19 protein-coding genes are annotated in these 20,081 nt (G+C 74.9%); 18 read left to right on the top strand and 1 reads right to left on the bottom strand.

The features are described 5' to 3' along the window. The 10 genes from BXA05_RS17430 (at nucleotide 1) to BXA05_RS17475 (ending at nucleotide 13,251) form a co-directional block, all read left to right on the top strand. Nucleotides 1-495 (top strand): DUF4233 domain-containing protein, encoded by a 495-nt coding sequence (locus BXA05_RS17430; RefSeq protein ID WP_342065201.1) that lies wholly within the window; start codon nucleotides 1-3, stop codon nucleotides 493-495. A 77-nt stretch (nucleotides 496-572) separates the two neighbouring features. Continuing rightward, nucleotides 573-1,025 carry a nucleoside-diphosphate kinase gene (gene ndk / locus BXA05_RS17435; protein ID WP_076406426.1) on the top strand — a complete coding sequence of 151 codons (453 nt, stop codon included), beginning with the start codon at nucleotides 573-575 and terminating at the stop codon, nucleotides 1,023-1,025. A gap of 135 nt (nucleotides 1,026-1,160) precedes the next feature. Then, nucleotides 1,161-4,715 (top strand): chromosome segregation protein SMC, encoded by a 3,555-nt coding sequence (smc, locus tag BXA05_RS17440; RefSeq protein ID WP_170963197.1) that lies wholly within the window; start codon nucleotides 1,161-1,163, stop codon nucleotides 4,713-4,715. A gap of 151 nt (nucleotides 4,716-4,866) precedes the next feature. After that, on the top strand, nucleotides 4,867-5,250 hold the full coding sequence (locus BXA05_RS17445) for a hypothetical protein (RefSeq protein WP_055725692.1): 384 nt from the start codon (nucleotides 4,867-4,869) through the stop codon (nucleotides 5,248-5,250). 29 nt (nucleotides 5,251-5,279) lie between these two features. After that, nucleotides 5,280-6,461: a signal recognition particle-docking protein FtsY gene (gene ftsY / locus BXA05_RS17450; protein WP_076406428.1), complete on the top strand. Its 1,182-nt coding sequence runs from the start codon at nucleotides 5,280-5,282 to the stop codon at nucleotides 6,459-6,461. A 281-nt stretch (nucleotides 6,462-6,742) separates the two neighbouring features. Next, nucleotides 6,743-8,056, top strand: coding sequence for an ammonium transporter (locus BXA05_RS17455; RefSeq protein WP_021483029.1), 1,314 nt, complete (start codon nucleotides 6,743-6,745; stop codon nucleotides 8,054-8,056). Beyond that, complete coding sequence (locus BXA05_RS17460; RefSeq protein WP_021483028.1) at nucleotides 8,053-8,391, top strand: P-II family nitrogen regulator; 339 nt, start codon at nucleotides 8,053-8,055, stop codon at nucleotides 8,389-8,391. Before BXA05_RS17455 ends, BXA05_RS17460 begins: the two co-directional genes overlap by 4 nt. 16 nt (nucleotides 8,392-8,407) lie before the next feature. After that, entirely contained in the window at nucleotides 8,408-10,255 is a 1,848-nt protein-coding gene (locus BXA05_RS17465) for a [protein-PII] uridylyltransferase (protein WP_076406430.1), read from the top strand. Between the two features lie 111 nt (nucleotides 10,256-10,366). Further along, nucleotides 10,367-11,980 carry a signal recognition particle protein gene (ffh, locus tag BXA05_RS17470; protein ID WP_061268925.1) on the top strand — a complete coding sequence of 538 codons (1,614 nt, stop codon included), beginning with the start codon at nucleotides 10,367-10,369 and terminating at the stop codon, nucleotides 11,978-11,980. Nucleotides 11,981-12,129: 149 nt separating this feature from the next. Next, the gene (locus BXA05_RS17475) at nucleotides 12,130-13,251 is read left to right on the top strand and encodes an amidohydrolase family protein (RefSeq protein ID WP_061268926.1); all 1,122 of its coding nucleotides are present in this window, start codon (nucleotides 12,130-12,132) and stop codon (nucleotides 13,249-13,251) included. Nucleotides 13,252-13,266: 15 nt separating this feature from the next. On the opposite strand, the gene BXA05_RS17480 is transcribed toward BXA05_RS17475, so the two are convergent. After that, a complete protein-coding gene (locus BXA05_RS17480; protein WP_076406432.1) occupies nucleotides 13,267-14,820 on the bottom strand; it encodes a M16 family metallopeptidase in 1,554 nt (517 codons plus the stop codon). A gap of 258 nt (nucleotides 14,821-15,078) precedes the next feature. Here BXA05_RS17480 and rpsP point away from each other — a divergent pair, with 258 nt between their 5' ends. From rpsP to BXA05_RS17520, 8 genes are all read left to right on the top strand, one after another. Next, nucleotides 15,079-15,516, top strand: a complete 438-nt coding sequence (gene rpsP, locus BXA05_RS17485; protein WP_076406434.1) for a 30S ribosomal protein S16 — start codon at nucleotides 15,079-15,081, stop codon at nucleotides 15,514-15,516. Further along, the gene (locus BXA05_RS17490; protein WP_061268928.1) at nucleotides 15,516-15,755 is read left to right on the top strand and encodes an RNA-binding protein; all 240 of its coding nucleotides are present in this window, start codon (nucleotides 15,516-15,518) and stop codon (nucleotides 15,753-15,755) included. The genes rpsP and BXA05_RS17490 overlap by 1 nt, the downstream gene beginning before the upstream one ends. Before the next feature lie 135 nt (nucleotides 15,756-15,890). Further along, nucleotides 15,891-16,481, top strand: coding sequence for a ribosome maturation factor RimM (gene rimM, locus BXA05_RS17495; RefSeq protein WP_076406437.1), 591 nt, complete (start codon nucleotides 15,891-15,893; stop codon nucleotides 16,479-16,481). Between the two features lies 1 nt (nucleotide 16,482). Further along, nucleotides 16,483-17,301, top strand: coding sequence for a tRNA (guanosine(37)-N1)-methyltransferase TrmD (gene trmD / locus BXA05_RS17500; RefSeq protein ID WP_076406439.1), 819 nt, complete (start codon nucleotides 16,483-16,485; stop codon nucleotides 17,299-17,301). Nucleotides 17,302-17,574: 273 nt separating this feature from the next. Continuing rightward, a complete protein-coding gene (gene rplS, locus BXA05_RS17505; RefSeq protein WP_021483307.1) occupies nucleotides 17,575-17,934 on the top strand; it encodes a 50S ribosomal protein L19 in 360 nt (119 codons plus the stop codon). A 142-nt stretch (nucleotides 17,935-18,076) separates the two neighbouring features. Continuing rightward, a complete protein-coding gene (gene lepB, locus BXA05_RS17510; protein ID WP_114553592.1) occupies nucleotides 18,077-18,892 on the top strand; it encodes a signal peptidase I in 816 nt (271 codons plus the stop codon). Next, nucleotides 18,889-19,719: a ribonuclease HII gene (locus tag BXA05_RS17515; protein WP_369824901.1), complete on the top strand. Its 831-nt coding sequence runs from the start codon at nucleotides 18,889-18,891 to the stop codon at nucleotides 19,717-19,719. Before lepB ends, BXA05_RS17515 begins: the two co-directional genes overlap by 4 nt. Nucleotides 19,720-19,769: 50 nt before the next feature. Further along, nucleotides 19,770-20,069 (top strand): DUF2469 domain-containing protein, encoded by a 300-nt coding sequence (locus tag BXA05_RS17520; RefSeq protein ID WP_024840525.1) that lies wholly within the window; start codon nucleotides 19,770-19,772, stop codon nucleotides 20,067-20,069. Nucleotides 20,070-20,081 lie beyond the last annotated feature (12 nt).

The raw sequence follows: 20,081 nt of genomic DNA on the forward strand, positions 1-20,081 counted from the left end.
GTGAGCATCTCGCCGTCGCAGCCCGCCGCGCAGCCGTCCCGCCACGGCCGCGCGGCGGGCCCGGTGCGCCCGTCCCCGGGCGACCGCATCAAGCCCAAGAAGCCCGCGAAGGTCCAGTTCGCGTCGACCACGCTCCTGCTCGAGGCGTTCCTCGTCGTGTTCGCGACGCTCGTGGCCTACGGCCTGCGCGACGTGCCGTACTCGCGCGGCCCGCTCGAGCTGCCGTCCGCGACGTCGATCTGGGTCGTGGGCGGGGTGCTCGCCGTCGTGCTCGTCGTGCTGTCGCGCATGGTGGGCACGCCCGGCGGGTACGTCGCCGGGTCCGTGGTGCAGGTGCCCGTGCTCGCGCTCGGGCTGGTCGTGCCCATGATGTTCCTCGTGGGCGGCCTCTTCGTCGTCCTGTGGATCGTCTCGATCCGCCTCGGCGGGCGCATCGACCGCGAGCGCGCGGCCTACGACGCCGAGCACCCCGAGACCGCGCCCAACGCCGGCTGACGGCACGGCGCGCACGCGGCCGGGCGGCCACCCGCGGGGCGCGGCGCACGGTCCGACGGCCGGTAGGCTCGGCGACCATGACCGACGTCGCACCCGCACTGACCGAGACCATCGAGCGCACCCTCATCCTCGTCAAGCCCGACGGCGTCCGCCGCGGCCTGTCCGGCGAGATCCTCCGGCGCGTCGAGGCCAAGGGCTACACGCTCGCCGCCGTGCGCCTGCTCGACGCGACGCCCGAGCTGCTCGCCGCCCACTACGCCGAGCACGAGGGCAAGCCGTTCTTCCAGCCGCTCGTCGACTTCATGCTCTCGGGCAAGATCCTCGCGGTCGTGGCCGAGGGCCAGGGCGTCGTCCCCGGCTTCCGCTCGCTCGCCGGCGCGACCAACCCGACCGAGGCGCTGCCCGGCACGATCCGCGGCGACCTCGGCCGCGACTGGGGCCTCAAGGTCCAGCAGAACCTCGTGCACGGGTCGGACTCGCTCGAGTCCGCCGCGCGCGAGATCGCGCTCTGGTTCCCCGAGCTCGGCTGACCCGCACGCGCACGTCCGCCCCGTCCCGGGCCTCCGGGGCGGGGCGTTCGCGTGCCCGCCGCGGTGTGCGCGGTCCGCCACGGCCGGTCGCGGACGTCCGCAGGATCGTGGGAGCGCCGCACTAGGCTCGGGTCCGTGCACCTCAAGACCCTGACGCTGCGCGGCTTCAAGTCGTTCGCGTCCGCGACGACGCTGAGCTTCGAGCCCGGCGTGACGTGCGTCGTCGGGCCGAACGGCTCGGGCAAGTCGAACGTCGTCGACGCGCTCGCGTGGGTGATGGGGGAGCAGGGCGCCAAGACCCTGCGCGGCGGCAAGATGGAGGACGTCATCTTCGCCGGCACCTCCGGCCGGCCCCCGCTCGGGCGCGCCGAGGTGTCCCTGACGATCGACAACACCGACGGCGCCCTGCCGATCGACTACACCGAGGTGACGATCTCCCGCACGCTGTTCCGCAGCGGCGGGTCCGAGTACGCGATCAACGGCAGCGCGTGCCGCCTGCTCGACATCCAGGACCTCCTCTCCGACTCGGGCCTCGGCCGGGAGATGCACGTGATCGTCGGCCAGGGACAGCTCGACGCCGTCCTGCGCGCGACGCCCGAGGACCGCCGCGGCTTCGTCGAGGAGGCCGCGGGCGTCCTCAAGCACCGCAAGCGCAAGGAGAAGGCGCTCCGCAAGCTCGACGCGATGCAGGCCAACCTCACGCGGCTCGCGGACCTCACGACGGAGATCCGGCGCCAGCTCGGCCCGCTGGGGCGGCAGGCGGAGATCGCGCGCAAGGCCGCCACGATCCAGGCCGACCTGCGCGACGCGCGGGCCCGCCTCCTCGCCGACGACCTCGCCCAGCTCACCGCGACGCTCGAGCAGGAGATGGCCGACGAGGCGGCCCTGCGCACGCAGCAGGCGGAGGTCGAGCGCGCGCTCGCGACGGCGCGCGACACGCTCGGCCGGCTCGAGCGCGAGGCCGCGGAGGCCGCGCCCGCCCTCGGGGCCGCGACCGACGTCTGGTTCCGGCTCTCGTCGCTGCGCGAGCGGCTGCGCGGCACGCGCACGCTCGCCGAGGAGCGCGTGCGTCTCCTCGGGCGCCCCGAGGCGGCGCCCCGCGGGCAGGACCCGGACGAGCTCGAGGCGCAGGCCGAGCGCGTGCGCGCGACCGAGGCGGAGCTCGAGGCGGAGGTCGCCCGCGCGCGCGACGTGCTCGCTGCCGCGGTCACCGACCGGGAGGACGCCGAGCAGACCGCGGGGGAGGCGGAGCGGGCCGTCGCGACGCTGCTGCGCGGTGCCGCGGACCGCCGCGAGGGTCTCGCGCGGCTCGCCGGGCAGGTCGCGGCGCAGCGCACGCGCGTCGAGGCGGCGGAGGCCGAGATCGGACGGCTGCGCGAGTCGCTCGCGGAGGCCGAGCACCGGGGCACGCAGGCGCGCACCGAGTTCGCGGTGCTCGAGACCCAGGTGGTCGGTGCCGAGGAGGGGGAGGAGGGCCTCGACGCCGAGCACGAGGCCGCGGCGGACGCGGTCGAGCGCACGACCGCCGCCGTGACGGGCCTGGAGGCGGACGCGTCCGCCGCGGACCAGGAGCGCGCGACGTGGAGCGCGCGCATCGAGGCGCTCGAGCTGAGCCTCGACCGCAAGGACGGCGCGGGCGCGCTCCTCGCGGCGGACGGCGTCGGCGTCGTGGGGTCGCTCGCGGCCCTGCTCGGCGTCGAGGCGGGATACGAGGACGCGGTCGCCGCAGCGCTGGGCCCGGCCGCCGACGCGGTCGCGGTCGAGTCGGTCGACGCCGCGGTCGACGCGCTGCGGTACCTGCGCACGGAGGACGCCGGGCGCGCGGGCCTCGTCGTGGCGACCGCGGAGCCCGGCCCGGGCCCCGCCGCCGTCGACCTGCCCGACGGCGCACGCTGGGCCGTCGACGTCGTCACCGCCGCCGGCGGCGTCGGCGAGGCGGTGCGGTCCCTGCTCGCGGGCGTGGCCGTCGTCGACGACCTGGGCCAGGCGCGAGCGCTCGTGGCGCGGCACCCGGACGTCGCCGTCGTGACGCGGGGCGGGGACCTCCTGGCGACGACGCGCGCGTGGGGCGGGTCGGCGTCGGCGCCGAGCGTGCTGCACCTGCAGTCGGCGCTCGACGAGGCGCGCACGGCGCACGCCGACGCGACGGCCCGCGCCGAGCGCGCCCGGTTCGCCCTCGTGGGCGCGGGCGAGGCGGCGCAGGAGGCGCGCGCCCGGTACGAGGACACGCTAGACCGGCTCAACGAGTCCGACGCGCAGCTCGCCGCGGTCGCGGAGCAGCTCGGGCACCTGGGGGCGACCGCGCGCTCGGCCGCCGCGGAGGCCGAGCGCGTGCGCGCGTCGCTGGAGCGGGCGTCCCAGGGTCTCGACGACGCACGCGAGACGCTCGCCGGGCTCGTCGAGCGGCTCGAGGTCGCGGAGGCGGCGCCGGAGCAGTCCGAGGACGCGGTGGCGGAGGCGAGCGCCGAGCGCGACCGCCTCCTCGCACGTGCCTCGGCGGCGCGCACGGCCGAGACCGAGGCACGGCTCGCCCTGCGCACGAGCGAGGAGCGGTCGCGGGCGGTCGCGGGCCGGGCCCAGTCGCTGGCCCGGGCTGCCGCCGCGGAGCGCGACGCGCGCGAGCGGGCCGCGCGGCGCGAGGCGGCGCGGGTGCGGCAGGCGGGCCGCGCGTCCGCGGTGCGCGACGGCGCGACGCTCGCCCTCGCCGCGATCGACCGGTCGCTGGCCCGGGCGGGCGCGGAGCGGGACGCCGCGGAGGCGGCGCGGGCCGAGCGCGACACCGCGGTGACCGCTGCGCGCCGCGAGGTCGACGACCTGGCGGCGCGCCTGCGCGAGCTGACCGACGTCGCGCACCGCGACGAGGTGGCGCGCGCGCAGCAGCAGCTGCGCATCGAGCAGCTCCAGGCGCGCAGCGTCGACGAGCTCGGGCTCGACCCGGCCGTCCTGGTCGAGGAGCTCGGCCCGCACCGCGAGGTCCCCGTCCCCTCCGACGACGGCGAGCCCCGCACGGTCCCGTACGACCGCGCCCAGCAGGAGAAGCGGCTGCGCGCCGCGGAGCGCGACCTGGGCCGCCTCGGCAAGGTGAACCCGCTCGCGCTCGAGGAGTTCGCCGCGCTCGAGGAGCGGCACAAGTTCCTCGCCGACCAGCTGGCCGACCTCAAGAAGTCGCGCGCCGACCTGCTGGAGATCGTCAAGGAGATCGACGAGCGCGTCGAGCGGGTGTTCTCGGACGCGTACCGCGACACCGCCGAGCAGTTCGAGCGCGTGTTCGCGCGCATGTTCCCGGGCGGCGAGGGGCGCCTGGTCCTCACCGACCCGGACGACATGCTGACCACGGGCATCGAGGTCGAGGCCCGCCCCGCGGGGAAGAAGGTCAAGCGCCTGTCCCTGCTGTCCGGCGGCGAGCGCTCGCTCACGGCGGTCGCGCTCCTCGTCGCGATCTTCAAGGCGCGGCCCTCGCCGTTCTACGTCATGGACGAGGTCGAGGCCGCCCTGGACGACGTGAACCTCGGCCGCCTGCTCGAGATCTTCCGCGAGCTCCAGGAGGACTCGCAGCTCATCGTCATCACGCACCAGAAGCGCACCATGGAGATCGCCGACGCGCTCTACGGCGTGACGATGCGCGGCGACGGCGTCACGACGGTCATCAGCCAGCGCATGTCCGAGGCGCGCGAGGAGGTCCCCGCGTAAGCCGCGCGGGGCGGTCCGTCCGCCTCGTCCGCACCTGGGCGGAACCTCCAGGATCGTTGCAATTCCGGGCCTTGTGAAGATGTGGTGCTGATCGCCGAGCCCCGGCGTGGCTGCGGTCGCGACGCGTACGGGCGCCCGGATACTGGAGGGCATGGTCTGGATGTTCGTGTGGCTGGGGCTCACGCTCGGCGTCGCCGCCGTCGTGTTCCTGTTCGCGAGCGTCGTCGCGCGCGCCGAGGCGCAGTCGACCGGTGCGGCGGGTGACCGACGGGACGGCGAGCAGGGGATGCGCGCCTTCTGGCGGGACTTCCGCTCGGGGCTGCGGCGGCGTCGCCGCCGCGGCGACAACCCGGGCCAGCACGTCGCGACCGTGCGCATGCCGCGGCCGGTGGACACGAGCATCGACGACTTCTTCACGGCCACGCAGGTGTCGTCCAACGCGTACGTCGACGCCGAGGAGCTCACCGACGTCCTGCACCGCGCGCGCGAGCGCGTGCGCCCGCTGCACCCGGGGGAGCGCCCTCCCGAGGCGTGAGCACCGCGTCGGTCTGAGAGACTTCCGGGGTGAACGACCTCCTCCCGCTCTGGATCGTCCTCGGCGTCCTCCTGGTCGTCGGCCTCGTCACCGCCGGGACCGTGTCGGCCCGTCGCCGCGGTCGCCGCGACCGCGTCGAACCTCCGCCCTCGGCCACTGCCGCGCCCCCCGCGACCGCGCCGGACGTCGTGGAGGCGCCGCCCGGCACGGCGACCGTGGAGGCACCGCCGGAGCCCGACGTCGCCGCCCCGCCCGCGCTCGAGCGCCCGGAGCCGGTCGGTGGTCGGCTCGTCCGGCTGCGGGAGCGCCTCGCGCGCTCCGGGTCGCCGCTCGGCGCCCGCCTGCTGTCCGTCCTCTCGCGGGACCACCTCACCGAGGACGACTGGGACGAGCTCGAGGAGACCCTCCTCCTCGCGGACGTCGGCGCCGGGCCGGCCGGCGAGCTCATCGACGCGCTGCGCACCAAGGTCCGCGTCCTCGGGGTGCGCGACGCCGCGAGCGTGCGCGACCTCCTGCGCACCGAGCTCGTCGCGCTCGTCGACCCGACGCTCGACCGCTCGCTCGCGACGTCCCCGCGCACCGCCGAGGACGGGTCCACGGTGCCCGCCGTCGTACTGGTCGTCGGCGTGAACGGCACCGGCAAGACGACGACCGTCGGCAAGCTCGCGCGCGTGCTCGTCGCCGAGGACCGCAGCGTCGTGCTGGGCGCGGCCGACACGTTCCGCGCCGCGGCCGCCGACCAGCTCGAGACCTGGGGCTCGCGCGTCGGGGTCCCGACCGTGCGGTCCGACCGCGACGGCGCCGACCCGGCGGCGGTCGCGTTCGACGCGGTGCGCCGCGGCCGCACCGAGGGCGCGGACGTCGTGCTCGTCGACACCGCCGGGCGCCTGCAGAACAAGCAGGGCCTCATGGACGAGCTGGGCAAGATCCGGCGCGTCATCACCAAGGAGGCCCCGCTGTCGGAGGTGCTCCTCGTGCTCGACGCGACGACGGGGCAGAACGGCCTCAACCAGGCACGCGTCTTCGGCGAGGTCGCGGGCGTCACGGGCATCGTCCTGACGAAGCTCGACGGCACCGCGCGCGGCGGCATCGTCGTCGCGGTCCAGCGCGAGCTGGGCGTGCCCGTCAAGCTCGTCGGCCTGGGGGAGGGGCCCGACGACCTCGCCCCGTTCGACCCCGAGCAGTTCGTCGACGGGCTCCTCGGCGCCTGAGGCACGGGCGCGGCCGGGTGCGACGCCCGGCCGCAGTGCCCGGCAGGGTGCCCGGCCGGGTGCCGGTCCGGGTCGCCCGGCGGGTCACGGTCGTGTCACGGCGCGATCACGGCCCGGTCGCTGCGCCGGGCTCCGGGCGCCCGCGCGGTGCGGCGAAACCGAACGTTTACGTCCGGGCCGCCCTTGTCACGCCGGCGTAACGCGGCGACACCGCCGGGGAAACCCGCCCGCACCACCGTAGTCCCCGACCGGCCGCCCGGCCGGCGAGGGGAGATGATCCGATGGAGTGGGACACCGGGGCGACCGCGTGGATGCTGACCTCAGCATCCCTCGTGCTCCTGATGACGCCCGGACTGGCGTTCTTCTACGGCGGCATGGTCCGCGCCAAGTCCGTGCTGAACATGATGATGATGTCCTTCGGCGCGATGGCCGTCGTGGGCGTCGTCTACGTGCTGTGGGGCTGGTCGATGTCCTACGGCGAGGCCGGGACGGGTGGCCTGTTCGCCAACCCGTTCGCGCAGTTCGGTCTCTCGGGGGCGATCACGGACGCCGACGGCAGCGCCGTCGCGAGCACGCTCGGCAACTACCCGAACGTGGTCGACATCGCGTTCCAGGTGACGTTCGCGATCATCACGGTCGCGCTCATCTCGGGTGCGCTCGCCGACCGCGTCAAGTTCGGCACGTGGCTGGCGTTCACGGCGATCTGGGTCACGGTCACGTACTTCCCGCTCGCCCACATGGTGTGGGGCGGCGGCTTCCTCTCGGCCAACGAGAACGGTCTCGCCGCGAAGGTGTTCGGGGTGACCGACGGCGCCGCCACGGTCGCGCCGATCGACTTCGCGGGCGGCACCGTCGTCCACATCAACGCCGGTGTCGCGGCGCTCGTGCTCGCGCTCCTCATCGGCAAGCGCAAGGGCTTCGGCACCGAGCCGATGCGCCCGCACAACCTGCCGTTCGTCATGCTGGGCGCGGCGCTGCTGTGGTTCGGCTGGTTCGGCTTCAACGCGGGCTCCGCGTTCGGCGCGAACGAGACGGCCGGCCTCGCCTGGATCAACACCACGAGCGCCACGGCGGCCGGCATCATCGGCTGGCTCGTGACGGAGAAGATCCGCGACGGTCACGCCACGTCGCTCGGTGCCGCGTCCGGCGTCGTCGCGGGCCTCGTGGCGATCACGCCCGCCGCCGGCGCGCTCAACCCGGTCACGTCGATCGTCCTGGGCCTCGTCGCCGGCGCGCTCTCCGCGCTCGCGGTCGGCCTGAAGTACCGCTTCGGCTACGACGACTCGCTCGACGTCGTCGGCGTCCACCTCGTCTCCGGCCTCTGGGGTACCGTCGCGATCGGCTTCCTCGCGACCGACACGGGCCTCTTCTTCGGGGGCGGCGCGCAGCAGCTCGTCGTCCAGGTGCTCATCGCGCTGGTCGCGATCGTCTTCACCGCGATCACGACGACGGTCATCGGCCTGATCCTCAAGGTCACGATGGGCTGGCGCGTGAGCGAGGACGCGGAGGTCGGCGGCATCGACCTCGCGGTCCACGGCGAGACGGCGTACGAGTCCATCCAGCAGGGCAGCGTCATCAGGGAGGTGCGGGCATGAAGCTCGTCACGGGAATCATCCAGCCGCACCGGCTCGACGACGTGAAGTCGGCGCTCGAGGCCGCGGGCGTGCGGGGCATGACGGTCAGCGAGGCCAGCGGGTACGGCCGCCAGAAGGGCCACACCGAGGTCTACCGCGGCGCCGAGTACACGGTGGACCTGGTCCCCAAGGTCCGCATCGAGGTCCTCGTCGACGACGCCGACGCCACCGCGGTCACCGAGGTGATCGTCAAGGCGGCGCAGACCGGCAAGATCGGCGACGGCAAGGTCTGGACGGTGACCGTGGACGACGTCGCCCGGGTGCGCACGGGCGAGCACGGCCCCGGCGCCCTGTGAGGAGACGGACCCTCGGATGACCCACCACGCCGACACCCCGACCACGGGCGGGGTCGCAGGGGGATCGGCGGGGCGCCCGGCAGGGCCGGGAGAGCACGGCACGCAGGTCCCGCACCCCGAAGGGGTGCGGGACCTGCGTGCGCGGATGCTCGACGTCGCACGGTCCATGAGCGGACCGGGCCGCAGCGGGGTCGCGCGCCGCGCCGCCGTCGTCGACCTGGTTACCTCCTCGCTCGCGGGCCTCTGGCTCGACGCGACCGACGGCGTCGCGCCCGAGGGGCTCGCGCTCGCCGCGGTCGGCAGCCTCGGGCGGGGCGACATGGGCCCCGCGAGCGACCTCGACCTCGTCCTCGTCCACGACGGCCGCACCCACACCGCCGACGACGTCGCGCGCGTCGCCGAGCGGCTCTGGTACCCGCTGTGGGACGCGGGCGTCGACCTCGACCACGCGGTGCGCTCCCTCTCGCAGTGCCGCCAGGTGGCGTCGAAGGACGTCCCCGCCGCCGTCGGGTGGCTCGACGTGCGGGCGGTCGCGGGGGACGCGCTCGTCGTGCACCGCGCCTCGTCCGCGGTGCTCACCGACTGGCGCTCCGCGTCGCGCCGCCGCCTGCCCGACCTGCTCTCCTCGACGCGCGAGCGCGCCGAGCGGTCCGGCGAGCTCGCCTACCTCATCGAGCCCGACCTCAAGGAGTCGCGCGGCGGCATCCGGGACGCGGTCGTGCTCTCGGCGCTCGCGGCGACGTGGCTCACCGACCGCCCGCACGGGTCGGTCGACCGCGCGCACGCCCACCTGCTCGACGTCCGCGACACGCTCCAGGTCGTCACGGGCCGGCACACGAGCCGCCTCCTGCTCGCCGACCTCGACGAGGTCGCCGCGCTGTCCGGGTACGACGACCCCGACGAGCTCCTCGCGAGCCTCGCCGCGGCGGGCCGGGAGATCTCCTACGCGCTCGACACCACGGTCCGCCGGGCCCGCCAGGCGCTCCAGCGGCCGTCGGTCGCCCGGCGCCCGGTGCTCGTGCGGGGACGCCGCGCGGCGCCACGGCTGCGGCCGGTCGGCGACGGCCTCGTCGAGCACGACGGCGAGCTCGTGCTCGCCGTGGACGCCCACCCCGAGTCCGACCCGCTCCTGTCGTTGCGCGCCGCGGCGACCGCGGCGCGCACGGGCCTGACGCTCTCGCCCGTGTCCGTCGCCAGCCTCGCGCGCTGCCCCGCCCTGCCGGAGCCGTGGCCGCGCGCCGCGCGGGCCGCGTTCCTCGCCCTGCTCGGGTCCGGCCAGGCGCAGGTCGCGGTGTGGGAGGCGCTCGACCTCGCGGGCGTCGTCACGACGTGGATCCCCGAGTGGGCGGGCGTGCGCAACCGGCCGCAGCGCGCGGCCGTGCACCGGCACACCGTCGACCGGCACCTCGTCGAGGTCGTGGCGCGCGCCGCGCGCGCCCGCAAGGAGGTCGAGCGCAGCGACCTGCTGCTGCTCTCCGCGGTGCTGCACGACATCGGCAAGCGGGCCGGCGCCACCGACCACTCCGTCGAGGGCGCACGGCTCGTGCCCGCGATCCTCGGCCGCATGGGCTTCGAGCCGGACGTCGTGGCCGACGTCGAGCGCCTCGTGCGCCACCACCTCACCCTCTCGCGCCTCGCCGTGAGCGAGGACCCCGACGACCCGGCGACGGTCGCGGAGCTCGCGGACGCCGTCGACCACCGCGCCGACCTGCTCGTGGTGCTCCGCGCGCTCACGGAGGCGGACGCGTCGTCGCTCGGCCCGAGCGCGTGGACGGCGTGGCGCGCGCGCCTCGTGGACGACCTCGTGGGCGAGACGCTCCGTGCGCTGGGCGCCGTGCCGGGGGGACCGGGCGCCGCCGGGTAGGCTGGACCCTCGCGGACGGCCCGTCCCGTGCCCGCTCCACGTCTGCCGGGGAGCGAGGACGACGGAGGGCCGACGCGCACGAGACTTCCGACGACTGGTGAGGATGACGCGGTGTTCAACACGCTGTCGGACCGACTGACTTCGACCTTCAAGAACCTGCGTGCGAAGGGCCGGCTGTCCGAGGCGGACATCGACGCGACGATCCGGGAGATCCGGCGTGCGCTGCTCGACGCCGACGTCGCGGTGCCCGTCGTGCGCGAGTTCAGCGCGACCGTGCGCGAGCGCGCGCTCTCGGCCGAGGTCTCGGGGGCGCTCAACCCGGCGCAGCAGGTCGTCAAGATCGTCAACGAGGAGCTCGTCGGCATCCTCGGCGGCGAGAGCCGCGGGCTGCGCTTCTCCAAGACGCCCCCGACCGTCATCATGCTCGCGGGCCTCCAGGGCGCGGGCAAGACGACGCTCGCGGGCAAGCTCGCGCTGCACCTGCGCGAGCAGGGGCACACGCCGCTCCTCGTCGCCGCCGACCTGCAGCGCCCGAACGCCGTCACCCAGCTCTCGGTCGTCGCCGAGCGGGCCGGCGTCCCCGTGTTCGCGCCGCACCCCGGCAACCAGAGCGGCGTCGAGGTCGACGACGTGATCGGCGACCCGGTCGCCGTCGCACGCGAGGGCGTCGAGACGGCGCGGCAGCGCCAGCACGACGTCGTCATCGTCGACACCGCGGGCCGCCTCGGCCTGGACGCCGTCCTCATGCAGCAGGCGTCGGACATCCGCGACGCCGTGCAGCCCGACGAGGTCCTGTTCGTCATCGACGCGATGATCGGTCAGGACGCCGTCGCGACCGCGAAGGCCTTCGAGGAGGGTGTCGACTTCACGGGCGTCGTGCTCACGAAGCTCGACGGCGACGCGCGCGGCGGTGCCGCGCTCTCGGTCCGCGGGGTCACCGGTCGCCCGATCCTCTTCGCGTCCACGGGCGAGAAGCTCACCGACTTCGAGGCGTTCCACCCGGACCGGATGGCGTCGCGCATCCTCGACATGGGTGACGTCCTCACGCTCATCGAGCAGGCCGAGAAGGCGTTCGACGCCGAGCAGGCCGCGAGGATGGCCGAGAAGGTCGCCACGGGGCAGGACTTCACGCTCGCGGACTTCCTGGTGCAGATGCAGCAGATGAAGAACATGGGCTCGATGAAGAAGATGCTCGGCATGCTGCCGGGCATGGGCCAGATGCGCGAGGCCATCGAGAACTTCGACGAGCGCGAGGTCGACCGCATCGAGGCCATCATCCGGTCGATGACGCCCGCGGAGCGGGACAACCCGAAGATCATCAACGGCTCGCGGCGCGCGCGCATCGCCCGCGGCTCCGGCGTGACGACGAGCGACGTGAACCAGCTCCTCGAGCGCTTCGCGGGCGCGCAGAAGATGATGCGGCAGATGAGCCGTGGCGGCGGCATGCCGGGGATGCCGGGGATGGGCAGCCTCCCGGGCATGGGCGGCAAGAAGGCGCGGGGCCGCCAGGCGCCGCAGCGCAAGGTCAAGGGCAAGTCGGGCAACCCGGCGAAGCGGGCCGCGCAGGAGCGCGCGGCCGCCGCGCGCGCGGCGGGCGAGCTCACCGGTCCCGCGGCGCCGTCGGGCTCCGCGTTCGGCGTGCGGGGCACGGACGCGCCGTCCTCCCCGACGCCGGACGACCTCCAGCTCCCGCCCGGCTTCGAGAAGCTGCTCGGCGGCCGCTGAGCAGCGGCCGTCCCGGACGGCCGTCCTCGAGCCCGGGTGCGACCCGCAGCCGCCCGGGCGCTAGGTTATGTCCGTGGCACCGCCCGGTGCCGCACCGCGCCCCCGACCGGGCCGTCTCCCCGTCCCGTCCGTCCCCACCCAGGAGCCGCATGTCCGCGCTGGAAGGCCCCACGCTGCACGTCCGCGGCCACGTCATCGTCGGCGACGACCGCGAGGTGGGCGACCTGTGGGTCAAGGACGGGCGGATCAGCCTCACCCGGCCGTCGGCGCAGGGCACCAACATGGTCGAGCTCGAGGGCTGGGCCCTGCCGGGCCTCGTCGACGTGCACTGCCACGTCGGGCTGGGCGCCCAGGGCGCCGTCGACGCGACGACCGCGCAGGAGCAGGCGCTGACGGACCGGGACAGCGGGGTGCTCCTGGTGCGCGACGCCGGCTCCCCGCTCGACACCCGGTGGGTGCACGGCCGTCGCGACCTGCCGCGCCTCGTGCGGGCGGGGCGCCACCTCGCCCGGCCCAAGCGCTACCTGCGCCACTACGGGCTCGAGCTCGACGACGTCGCCCAGCTCCCCGAGGCCGTGCGCCGCGAGGCGCGCCAGGGCGACGGGTGGGTCAAGATCGTGGGGGACTGGATCGACCGTGACCTCGGTGCCCAGGGCGACCTGCGGCCGCTGTGGCCCGACGACGTCCTCGCCGAGGCGGTCGCGGCCGCGCACGCCGAGGCCGCCCGTGTGACCGTTCACGCGTTCTCCGACGAGGTGATCCCGTCGCTCCTCGCCGCGGGCGTCGACGGCATCGAGCACGGGACGGGGATCCACCCCGACCTCATGTACGAGATCTCCGAGCGCGGCGTCGCGGTCACCCCGACGCTGCTCCAGATCGGGCAGTTCGAGAACATCGCGCGCCAGGCGGACGCCCGGTACCCGGTGTTCGCGGCGCGCATGCGGCGCCTGCACGAGCGCCGGTACGAGCAGGCCCGGGCGCTGTACGAGTCCGGCATCCAGATCCTCGTCGGCACGGACGCGGGCGGGACGATCGGGCACGGCCGCCTCGCCGACGAGTGCGCCGAGCTCGTCGCCGCGGGCATCCCCGACGCCGCCGTCGTCGCGGCCGCGAGCTGGCAGGGTCGCGAGTACCTCGGCTACACGTCGCTCGTCGAGGGCGCGTCGGCCGACTTCGTCGTCTACCCGCAGGACCCGCGCCAGGACGTCGGGGTCCTGCGCGCCCCGACCGCCGTCGTGCTGCGCGGCGAGATCGTGGCGCCTGCAGGCTGACCGCGCGACGAGAGGTCAGCGGGCGGGGACCGGTGCCGGGTCGCCCGTCGTCCCCGCGGCGGTGGACTTGACGTAGCGCACCGTGGGCCCGAGCCGGTCGACCGTGCGGGCGAGCGGGGCGGCGAGGTTCCGGAAGAGGGCCGGCACGAGGACGACGCTGGCGCCGCGTGCCGTGACCAGCTCGACGTCGCCGTCCTCGTCGACCCCGGCGAGGAGGACCTCCTGGTGGCGGATCGTGTACGTCGCACCGGGGTCGGTCAGGACGAACCGGTCCTCGAGGAGCCGGACGCTGGATCCCCGGGCGGGCGAGAAGAACCGCGCCTTGTGGCGGGAGCCCCCGCGGCGCGGGACCGGCGACGTGTCGTCGAGGAGCGACACCGCGCCGAGGCGGTCCTTCGCCAGCCGCGCCAGCGCCTCGTCGTGCGGGACGTGCCCCGCGGGGAAGCAGACGAGGAGGGTGCTGCGGAGCTCCGTGAGCACGGCGGCGACGGCCTGGCCGGACACCTCGGGCAGCCGGGCGCTCACCTCGGCCGGCGAGGAGGCCGTGAATCCGCGCAGCTCGTAGGACGCCGCGAGGTCGAGCCACCAGGCGTGGGAGGCCACGAGGCCGAGCTCGTTCGCGAGCACGGCCCGGGCGCGCTCCAGCTCGTCGGGACCTGGCCCGGAGACCGCGAGACGTTCGAGGACGTCCAGGGTGGCCACGAGGACGTCGCACACCCGCTCGGGTCCGGGGTCGGCCGCGACCGTCAGGACCTCGCGCGCGTCGTCGACCTGGACCGCCATCGACTGGACCGTGTAGACGTCTCCCTGAGCCGTCCGCAGCGTCGCGTTGAGGGCCTCGGTGAGCACGGCGGTCGCGAGGATGCGGGTGGCGTCGTCGTGCTCCGTCGAGCACTCGCCGGACAGCACGAGCTCGTCGCTGCTGTGCTCGGCCCACGAGGGGCCCGGGAGCACCGACGGAGGGTGCGGGAGCCGGGCGACCGGCGGCCCCGAGGGAAGGTCCAGGCGCAGGCCCGCCGGCAGGGGGGCGGTGCTCACGAGCACGGCGTTGTCCCGGTGGAACCACCGTGCGGCGGCCTCCCGCACCTCGTCGATCGTCCAGTCCATGAGCCGCGTGTGCGAGAGCGCGGCGACCCCGGTGCCGGAGGGTCCGTAGCGGACCGTGAACGCGTCGTGCGCCGCATACAGGCTCTCGCGCCCGACCTCGGCGAGCACGGTCCGCCGTTCGAGGTCGACCTCCTCCGGCGTCACCGTGCTGAGCTCTCGGACCGCGCGGCACACGCGGTCGACGAAGTCGACGAGCTGGTCAGGCCGGCCGGTCGCGTAGAACGAGGTGGAACGCAGGGTCGACTCCGCGTTGTGGGGGATGTCGACGCGACCCACGCGGCGCATGACGAGGTGCTCCACGAGGTGGGTGATGCCCACCGTCCGGGGGTCCATGTCCTGGAGGCCGACCCCGAAGAGGAGGGTCACGGTCGGGTCCGTGGCGAGGTCCGCCCAGAGGACGGGGACACCGTCGACGACGGTACGGTGGTACGGGCGCTGCGGTGCGCCGTGGGGCTCGGCCATGCGGTTCCTTCTGACGGTCCGGGACCGGCCCCGGCGCCCCGCGGCGGTGGCCACGTGAGGCGGGACTCTACACCGTGGTCGGACGTGCGGGAGCGGGCGATGTTGGTCAGCGCCCGGAGGGTCTGGCACAATGTCCCGGTACTCGGCGTGCCCCGGCCCCTCTCTCCGGCGCGTGCCGTGTCCTGAACCCCTTCCTCGTCCTGTCCCCACGGGACGATCGCGGGTTCGCCCGAAACAGAACCAGGAGAGACCACCACTGTGGCCGTCAAGATTCGTCTGAAGCGTCTCGGCAAGATCCGTGCGCCGTACTACCGTGTCGTCGTCGCCGACTCGCGCACCAAGCGCGACGGTCGTGTGATCGAGGAGATCGGCAAGTACCACCCCACCGAGGAGCCCTCGTTCATCGAGATCACCTCGGACCGCGCCCAGTACTGGCTCGGCGTCGGCGCGCAGCCGACGGAGCAGGTGCTCGCGCTCCTCAAGGTCACCGGCGACTGGCAGAAGTTCAAGGGCCTGCCCGGCGCCGAGGGCACGCTCAAGGTCAAGGGCGAGAAGGTCGACCCGACCGCCGCTATCGAGGCCGCCGCCGCGGACGCCGAGAAGGTCAAGGCCAAGGCTGCCGAGAATAAGACCGAGGCTCCGGCCGAGGAGACCGCCGACGCGGCCGACGAGGCCGCTGCCGACGAGCAGGCCTGATGATCGCCGAGGCCCTCGAGCACCTCGTGCGCGGCATCGTGGACAACCCGGACGACGTCCGCGTGGCCACGAAGACGCTGCGTCGCGGTGACCTGCTCGAGGTCCGGGTGCACCCGGAGGACCTCGGCCGCGTCATCGGTCGCGGCGGGCGCACCGCCCGTGCCCTGCGCACGGTCATCGGCGCGCTCGCGACCGACGGGCCGGTCCGTGTCGACGTCGTGGACGTCGACCGCCGCTGAGGCCCGCACGACGACGCCCCGCGAGGGGCGACGGGCAAGGCCCGGCCCGCCACCGGCGGGCCGGGCCTTCCTGCGTCCGTCGCCGGAGGACCGGCGCGCACCGTCCCATCCAGCACCACACGAGGAGTCACGACGATGGAGCTGACCGTCGCGCGCGTCGGCAAGGCGCACGGGCTGCGGGGCGAGGTCGCCCTCGACCTGCGCACCGACGACCCCGAGGAACGCCTCGCGGTGGGCGAGCGTCTGGAGACGCGGCCCGCCGACGCCGGCCCCCTGACCGTCGCCACCGTGCGCGTCCACCAGGGCCGCTGGCTCGTCGGGTTCGAGGGCGTGCGCGACCGCACGGGCGCCGAGGCGCTGCGCGGCGTCGAGCTCGTCGTCGAGGCCGAGGCGTCCGACGAGGAGGACGCGTGGTACCCGCACGAGCTCGCCGGGCTGCGCGCCGAGGGCACGGACGGTCGCGTGCTGGGCCGCGTCGAGGGCCTCGAGCACCTGCCCGCGCACGACGTCCTCGTGCTGCGCGAGCCGGACGGCGCCCGCACGCTCGTGCCCTTCGTCCGGCAGATCGTGCCGGTCGTCGACGTGGCCGGCGGCCGGGTCGTGCTCGACCCGCCCGGCGGGCTGCTCGCGTCGGACGCGGAGCACCTGGAGGTCGCGGCGCCGAGCGCCGGCGACGCGGCGGCCGAGCCCGGGTCGCAGGACGCCTCCGCCGACGGCGAGGCCTGACGTGCGGATCGACGTCGTCACGATCTTCCCCGACTACCTCGCCGCGCTCGACCTGTCGCTCGTCGGCAAGGCCCGCACGGCCGGGATCCTCGACCTGCGCGTCCACGACCTGCGCGACTGGACGACGGACCGGCACCGCACGGTCGACGACACGCCGTTCGGCGGCGGCGCGGGCATGGTCATGCGCCCCGACGTGTGGGGGCGGGCGATCGACGACGTGTCCGGCCTGTCGACCGACGCGGTCGCGGGAGAGGCGAGCGCGGTGCACCTGGTCGTGCCGACGCCGTCGGGCGCGACCTTCACCCAGCGCACCGCCGAGGAGCTCGCGACGGAGGAGCACCTCGTCGTCGCCTGCGGACGCTACGAGGGCATCGACGCGCGCGTGGCGGAGCACTACCGTGCCGCCGGGATGCGCGTCAGCGAGCTCTCGATCGGCGACTACGTGCTCAACGGCGGCGAGGTCGCGGCGCTCGTGATGATCGAGGCTGTCGGGCGCCTGCTGCCGGGCGTCGTGGGCAACCCGGAGTCGCTCGTCGAGGAGTCGCACGGGGCCGCGGGGCTCCTGGAGTACCCGGTCTACACGAAGCCGCCCGTGTGGGGCGACCTCGAGGTGCCCGACGTCCTGCTGTCCGGGCACCACGCCCGGATCCGGCGCTGGCGCCGGGACCAGGCCCTGCGTCGTACCGCCCGCCGCCGCCCGGACATGGTGCGCGCGCTCGACGTCGCCGCCCTCGACCGGCACGACCTGGAGGTCCTCGCGGGGGCCGGCTGGGGCGTCGTCGACGGCCACCTGGAGCGCACCGAGCCTGCCGACGGCTGAGCGGGGACCCTCCCGGCGCGCGCCCGTGACCCGCGAGGGCTGCCGCCGGGGTCGACGGGTGTGGCAGAATGGTCGATCGGTGTGTGCCGCCCCGGATCTCTGCCACAGGGGAGCCCGCGCCCGATCCTCGGGCGGACTGGCACGACGGACCCGACGACCGCGAGGTCGACGACCGTCCACGCCCAGCACGGCACACCCCACCGATACGACGACGGCCCGGTCTGCCCGGGCCACGAGCACGCGTCCGACCTGTGGCGGGCGAGGAGAAGCACCATGCACACGCTGGACAGCGTCGACGCAGCATCGCTGCGCAGCGACGTCCCGGAGTTCCGCCCCGGTGACACGCTCAAGGTCAACGTCAAGGTCGTCGAGGGCACCCGCTCCCGCGTCCAGGCGTTCCAGGGTGTCGTCATCGCCCGTCAGGGCAGCGGCGTCCGCGAGACGTTCACGGTCCGCAAGATCAGCTTCGGCGTGGGTGTCGAGCGCACGTTCCCCGTGCACTCGCCGTCCATCGAGTCCGTCGAGGTCGTGACGCGCGGTGACGTGCGTCGCGCCAAGCTGTACTACCTGCGCGCGCTGCGCGGCAAGAAGGCGAAGATCAAGGAGAAGCGCGAGACCGCGCCCAACCGCTGATCGGCTGTCGGCGACACCGCCGCTCCGCTCGTTCCGACGGCGGCCGTCCCTCCCGGGGCGGCCGCCGTCGGCGTACCCGGGGCCGCTGTCCGCGGGCCGGTTCCGTTTCCCGGATCGCCTCCCGAGGTGGCATTGTGAACGCGTGACCGACAGCGCCCCGCCCCGCGGCCCGCACCCCGACGCCGGCACCGAGCGCGCGGCGCTCGGCCCCGAGGACGACGGGCGCCCCCCGCACGGCCAGCACCTCGCGGCCGAAGGGGACGAGGTCGCCCCGCGCGAGCGCCCGCGCAGGTCGTCGCTGCTGCGCGAGACCGCGATCATCGTGGTCAGCGCGCTCGTGCTGTCCCTGCTCATCAAGACGTTCCTCGTCCAGGCGTTCTTCATCCCGAGCGCCTCGATGGAGGACACGCTCGTCGAAGGCGACCGCGTGATGGTGTCCCGTCTCGTGCCCGGCGCGTTCGACGTGCACCGGGGCGACATCGTCGTGTTCAAGGACCCGGGCGGCTGGCTGCCGCCGCAGGAGCCCCAGGACGAGAGCCCGGTGTCCGAGGCGGTCCGTGCGGCGCTGACGTTCGTCGGCCTGCTGCCGCAGGACACGGGGGAGCACCTCATCAAGCGCGTCATCGGCGTGCCGGGCGACCACGTCGTGTGCTGCGACGCGGAGGGCCGCGTGAGCGTCAACGGCGTGCCGATCGACGAGACGTACATCAAGCCGGGGTCGATCCCCAGCCAGGACGCGTTCGACCGCACGGTCCCCGCCGACATGCTGTTCGTCATGGGCGACAACCGGCAGAACTCCGCGGACTCTCGCTACAACCAGGGCAAGCCCGGAGGCGGGTTCGTGCCGATGAGCAACGTCGTGGGGACGGCGTTCGTCAAGGTGTGGCCGCTGTCGCACGTCGGTCTGCTGCGCAACCCCGGCGACGTGTTCGCCGACGTCCCCGAGGTGGAGCCGTGACGCTCGACGCCGTCGCGCGTCCGGAGCCCGCGCGGGCACCGGCGCGCCGGGCACCCGCGCGTCGGCGGCCCGACCTGCGCCAGGAGCGCGCCATGCTGCGCGACGGCGCCCGCCTCGTCGCCGGGATGGACGAGGTCGGTCGCGGCGCGCTCGCCGGGCCGGTCTCGGTCGGGGTCGTGGTCGTCGACCTCGCGACGAAGCCGTGCCCGCCCGGGCTCACGGACTCCAAGCTCCTCACCGCGGCGGCGCGCGAGGCGCTCGTGCCCCTCGCGCGCTCGTGGTGCGTCGCGTGGGCGGTGGGCCACGCCGGCCCGGCCGAGATCGACGCGCACGGGATCGTGGGCGCGCTGCGGCTCGCGGGCCGCCGTGCGCTCGCCCAGGTGCGCCGGACGGTCGGCGACGTCGACGCGGTCCTGCTCGACGGCAAGCACGACTGGCTGAGCCGCCCCTCGGCGGTGGATCTCTTCGAGGCGTTCGACCTGGACCCGCACGACGACGTCCGTCTCGTCGACCCGCGCGTGCGCACGCTCGTCAAGGCGGACCTGCAGTGCGCGTCGGTCGCCGCCGCGAGCGTGCTCGCGAAGACGGAGCGCGACGGCCTCATGACGAGCCTGGCGCGCCAGTACCCCGCCTTCGGGTGGGACCAGAACAAGGGCTACGGGGCGGCGGCGCACGTCGAGGCCCTGCGCGAGCACGGCCCGACGCCGCAGCACCGGCGGTCCTGGCGACTGCCCGAGCGCGGTGACGAGGGCATCGGCGTCCCGGCGTACGGCGACCCGGTCGACGTGCTCGAGCTCGACCCCGAGGCCGGGCTGCCGACGAGCTGACCGGGGTCCTCCGTCCGGTCCGGCGGCCGCCGATGGTCCATGATGGAGCCGTGAGCGCCGAAGACCTGGAGAACTACGAGACCGAGATGGAGCTCGCGCTGTACCGCGAGTACCGCGACGTGGTGGGCCTGTTCTCGTACGTCGTCGAGACCGAACGCCGCTTCTACCTGGCGAACCAGGTCGACCTCCAGGTGCGTTCCGCCGCCGGTGAGGTCTACTTCGAGCTGCGGCTCGCCGACGCGTGGGTCTGGGACGTGTACCGCTCCGCGCGGTTCGTGAAGTCGGTGCGCGTCGTGACGTTCAAGGACGTCAACGTCGAGGAGCTCGCGAAGGCCGAGCTCCAGCTCTGACGCCCTTCGTGG

The organism is Cellulosimicrobium funkei (genome assembly GCF_900155925.1).
GTDB classification, from domain to species: domain Bacteria; phylum Actinomycetota; class Actinomycetes; order Actinomycetales; family Cellulomonadaceae; genus Cellulosimicrobium; species Cellulosimicrobium funkei.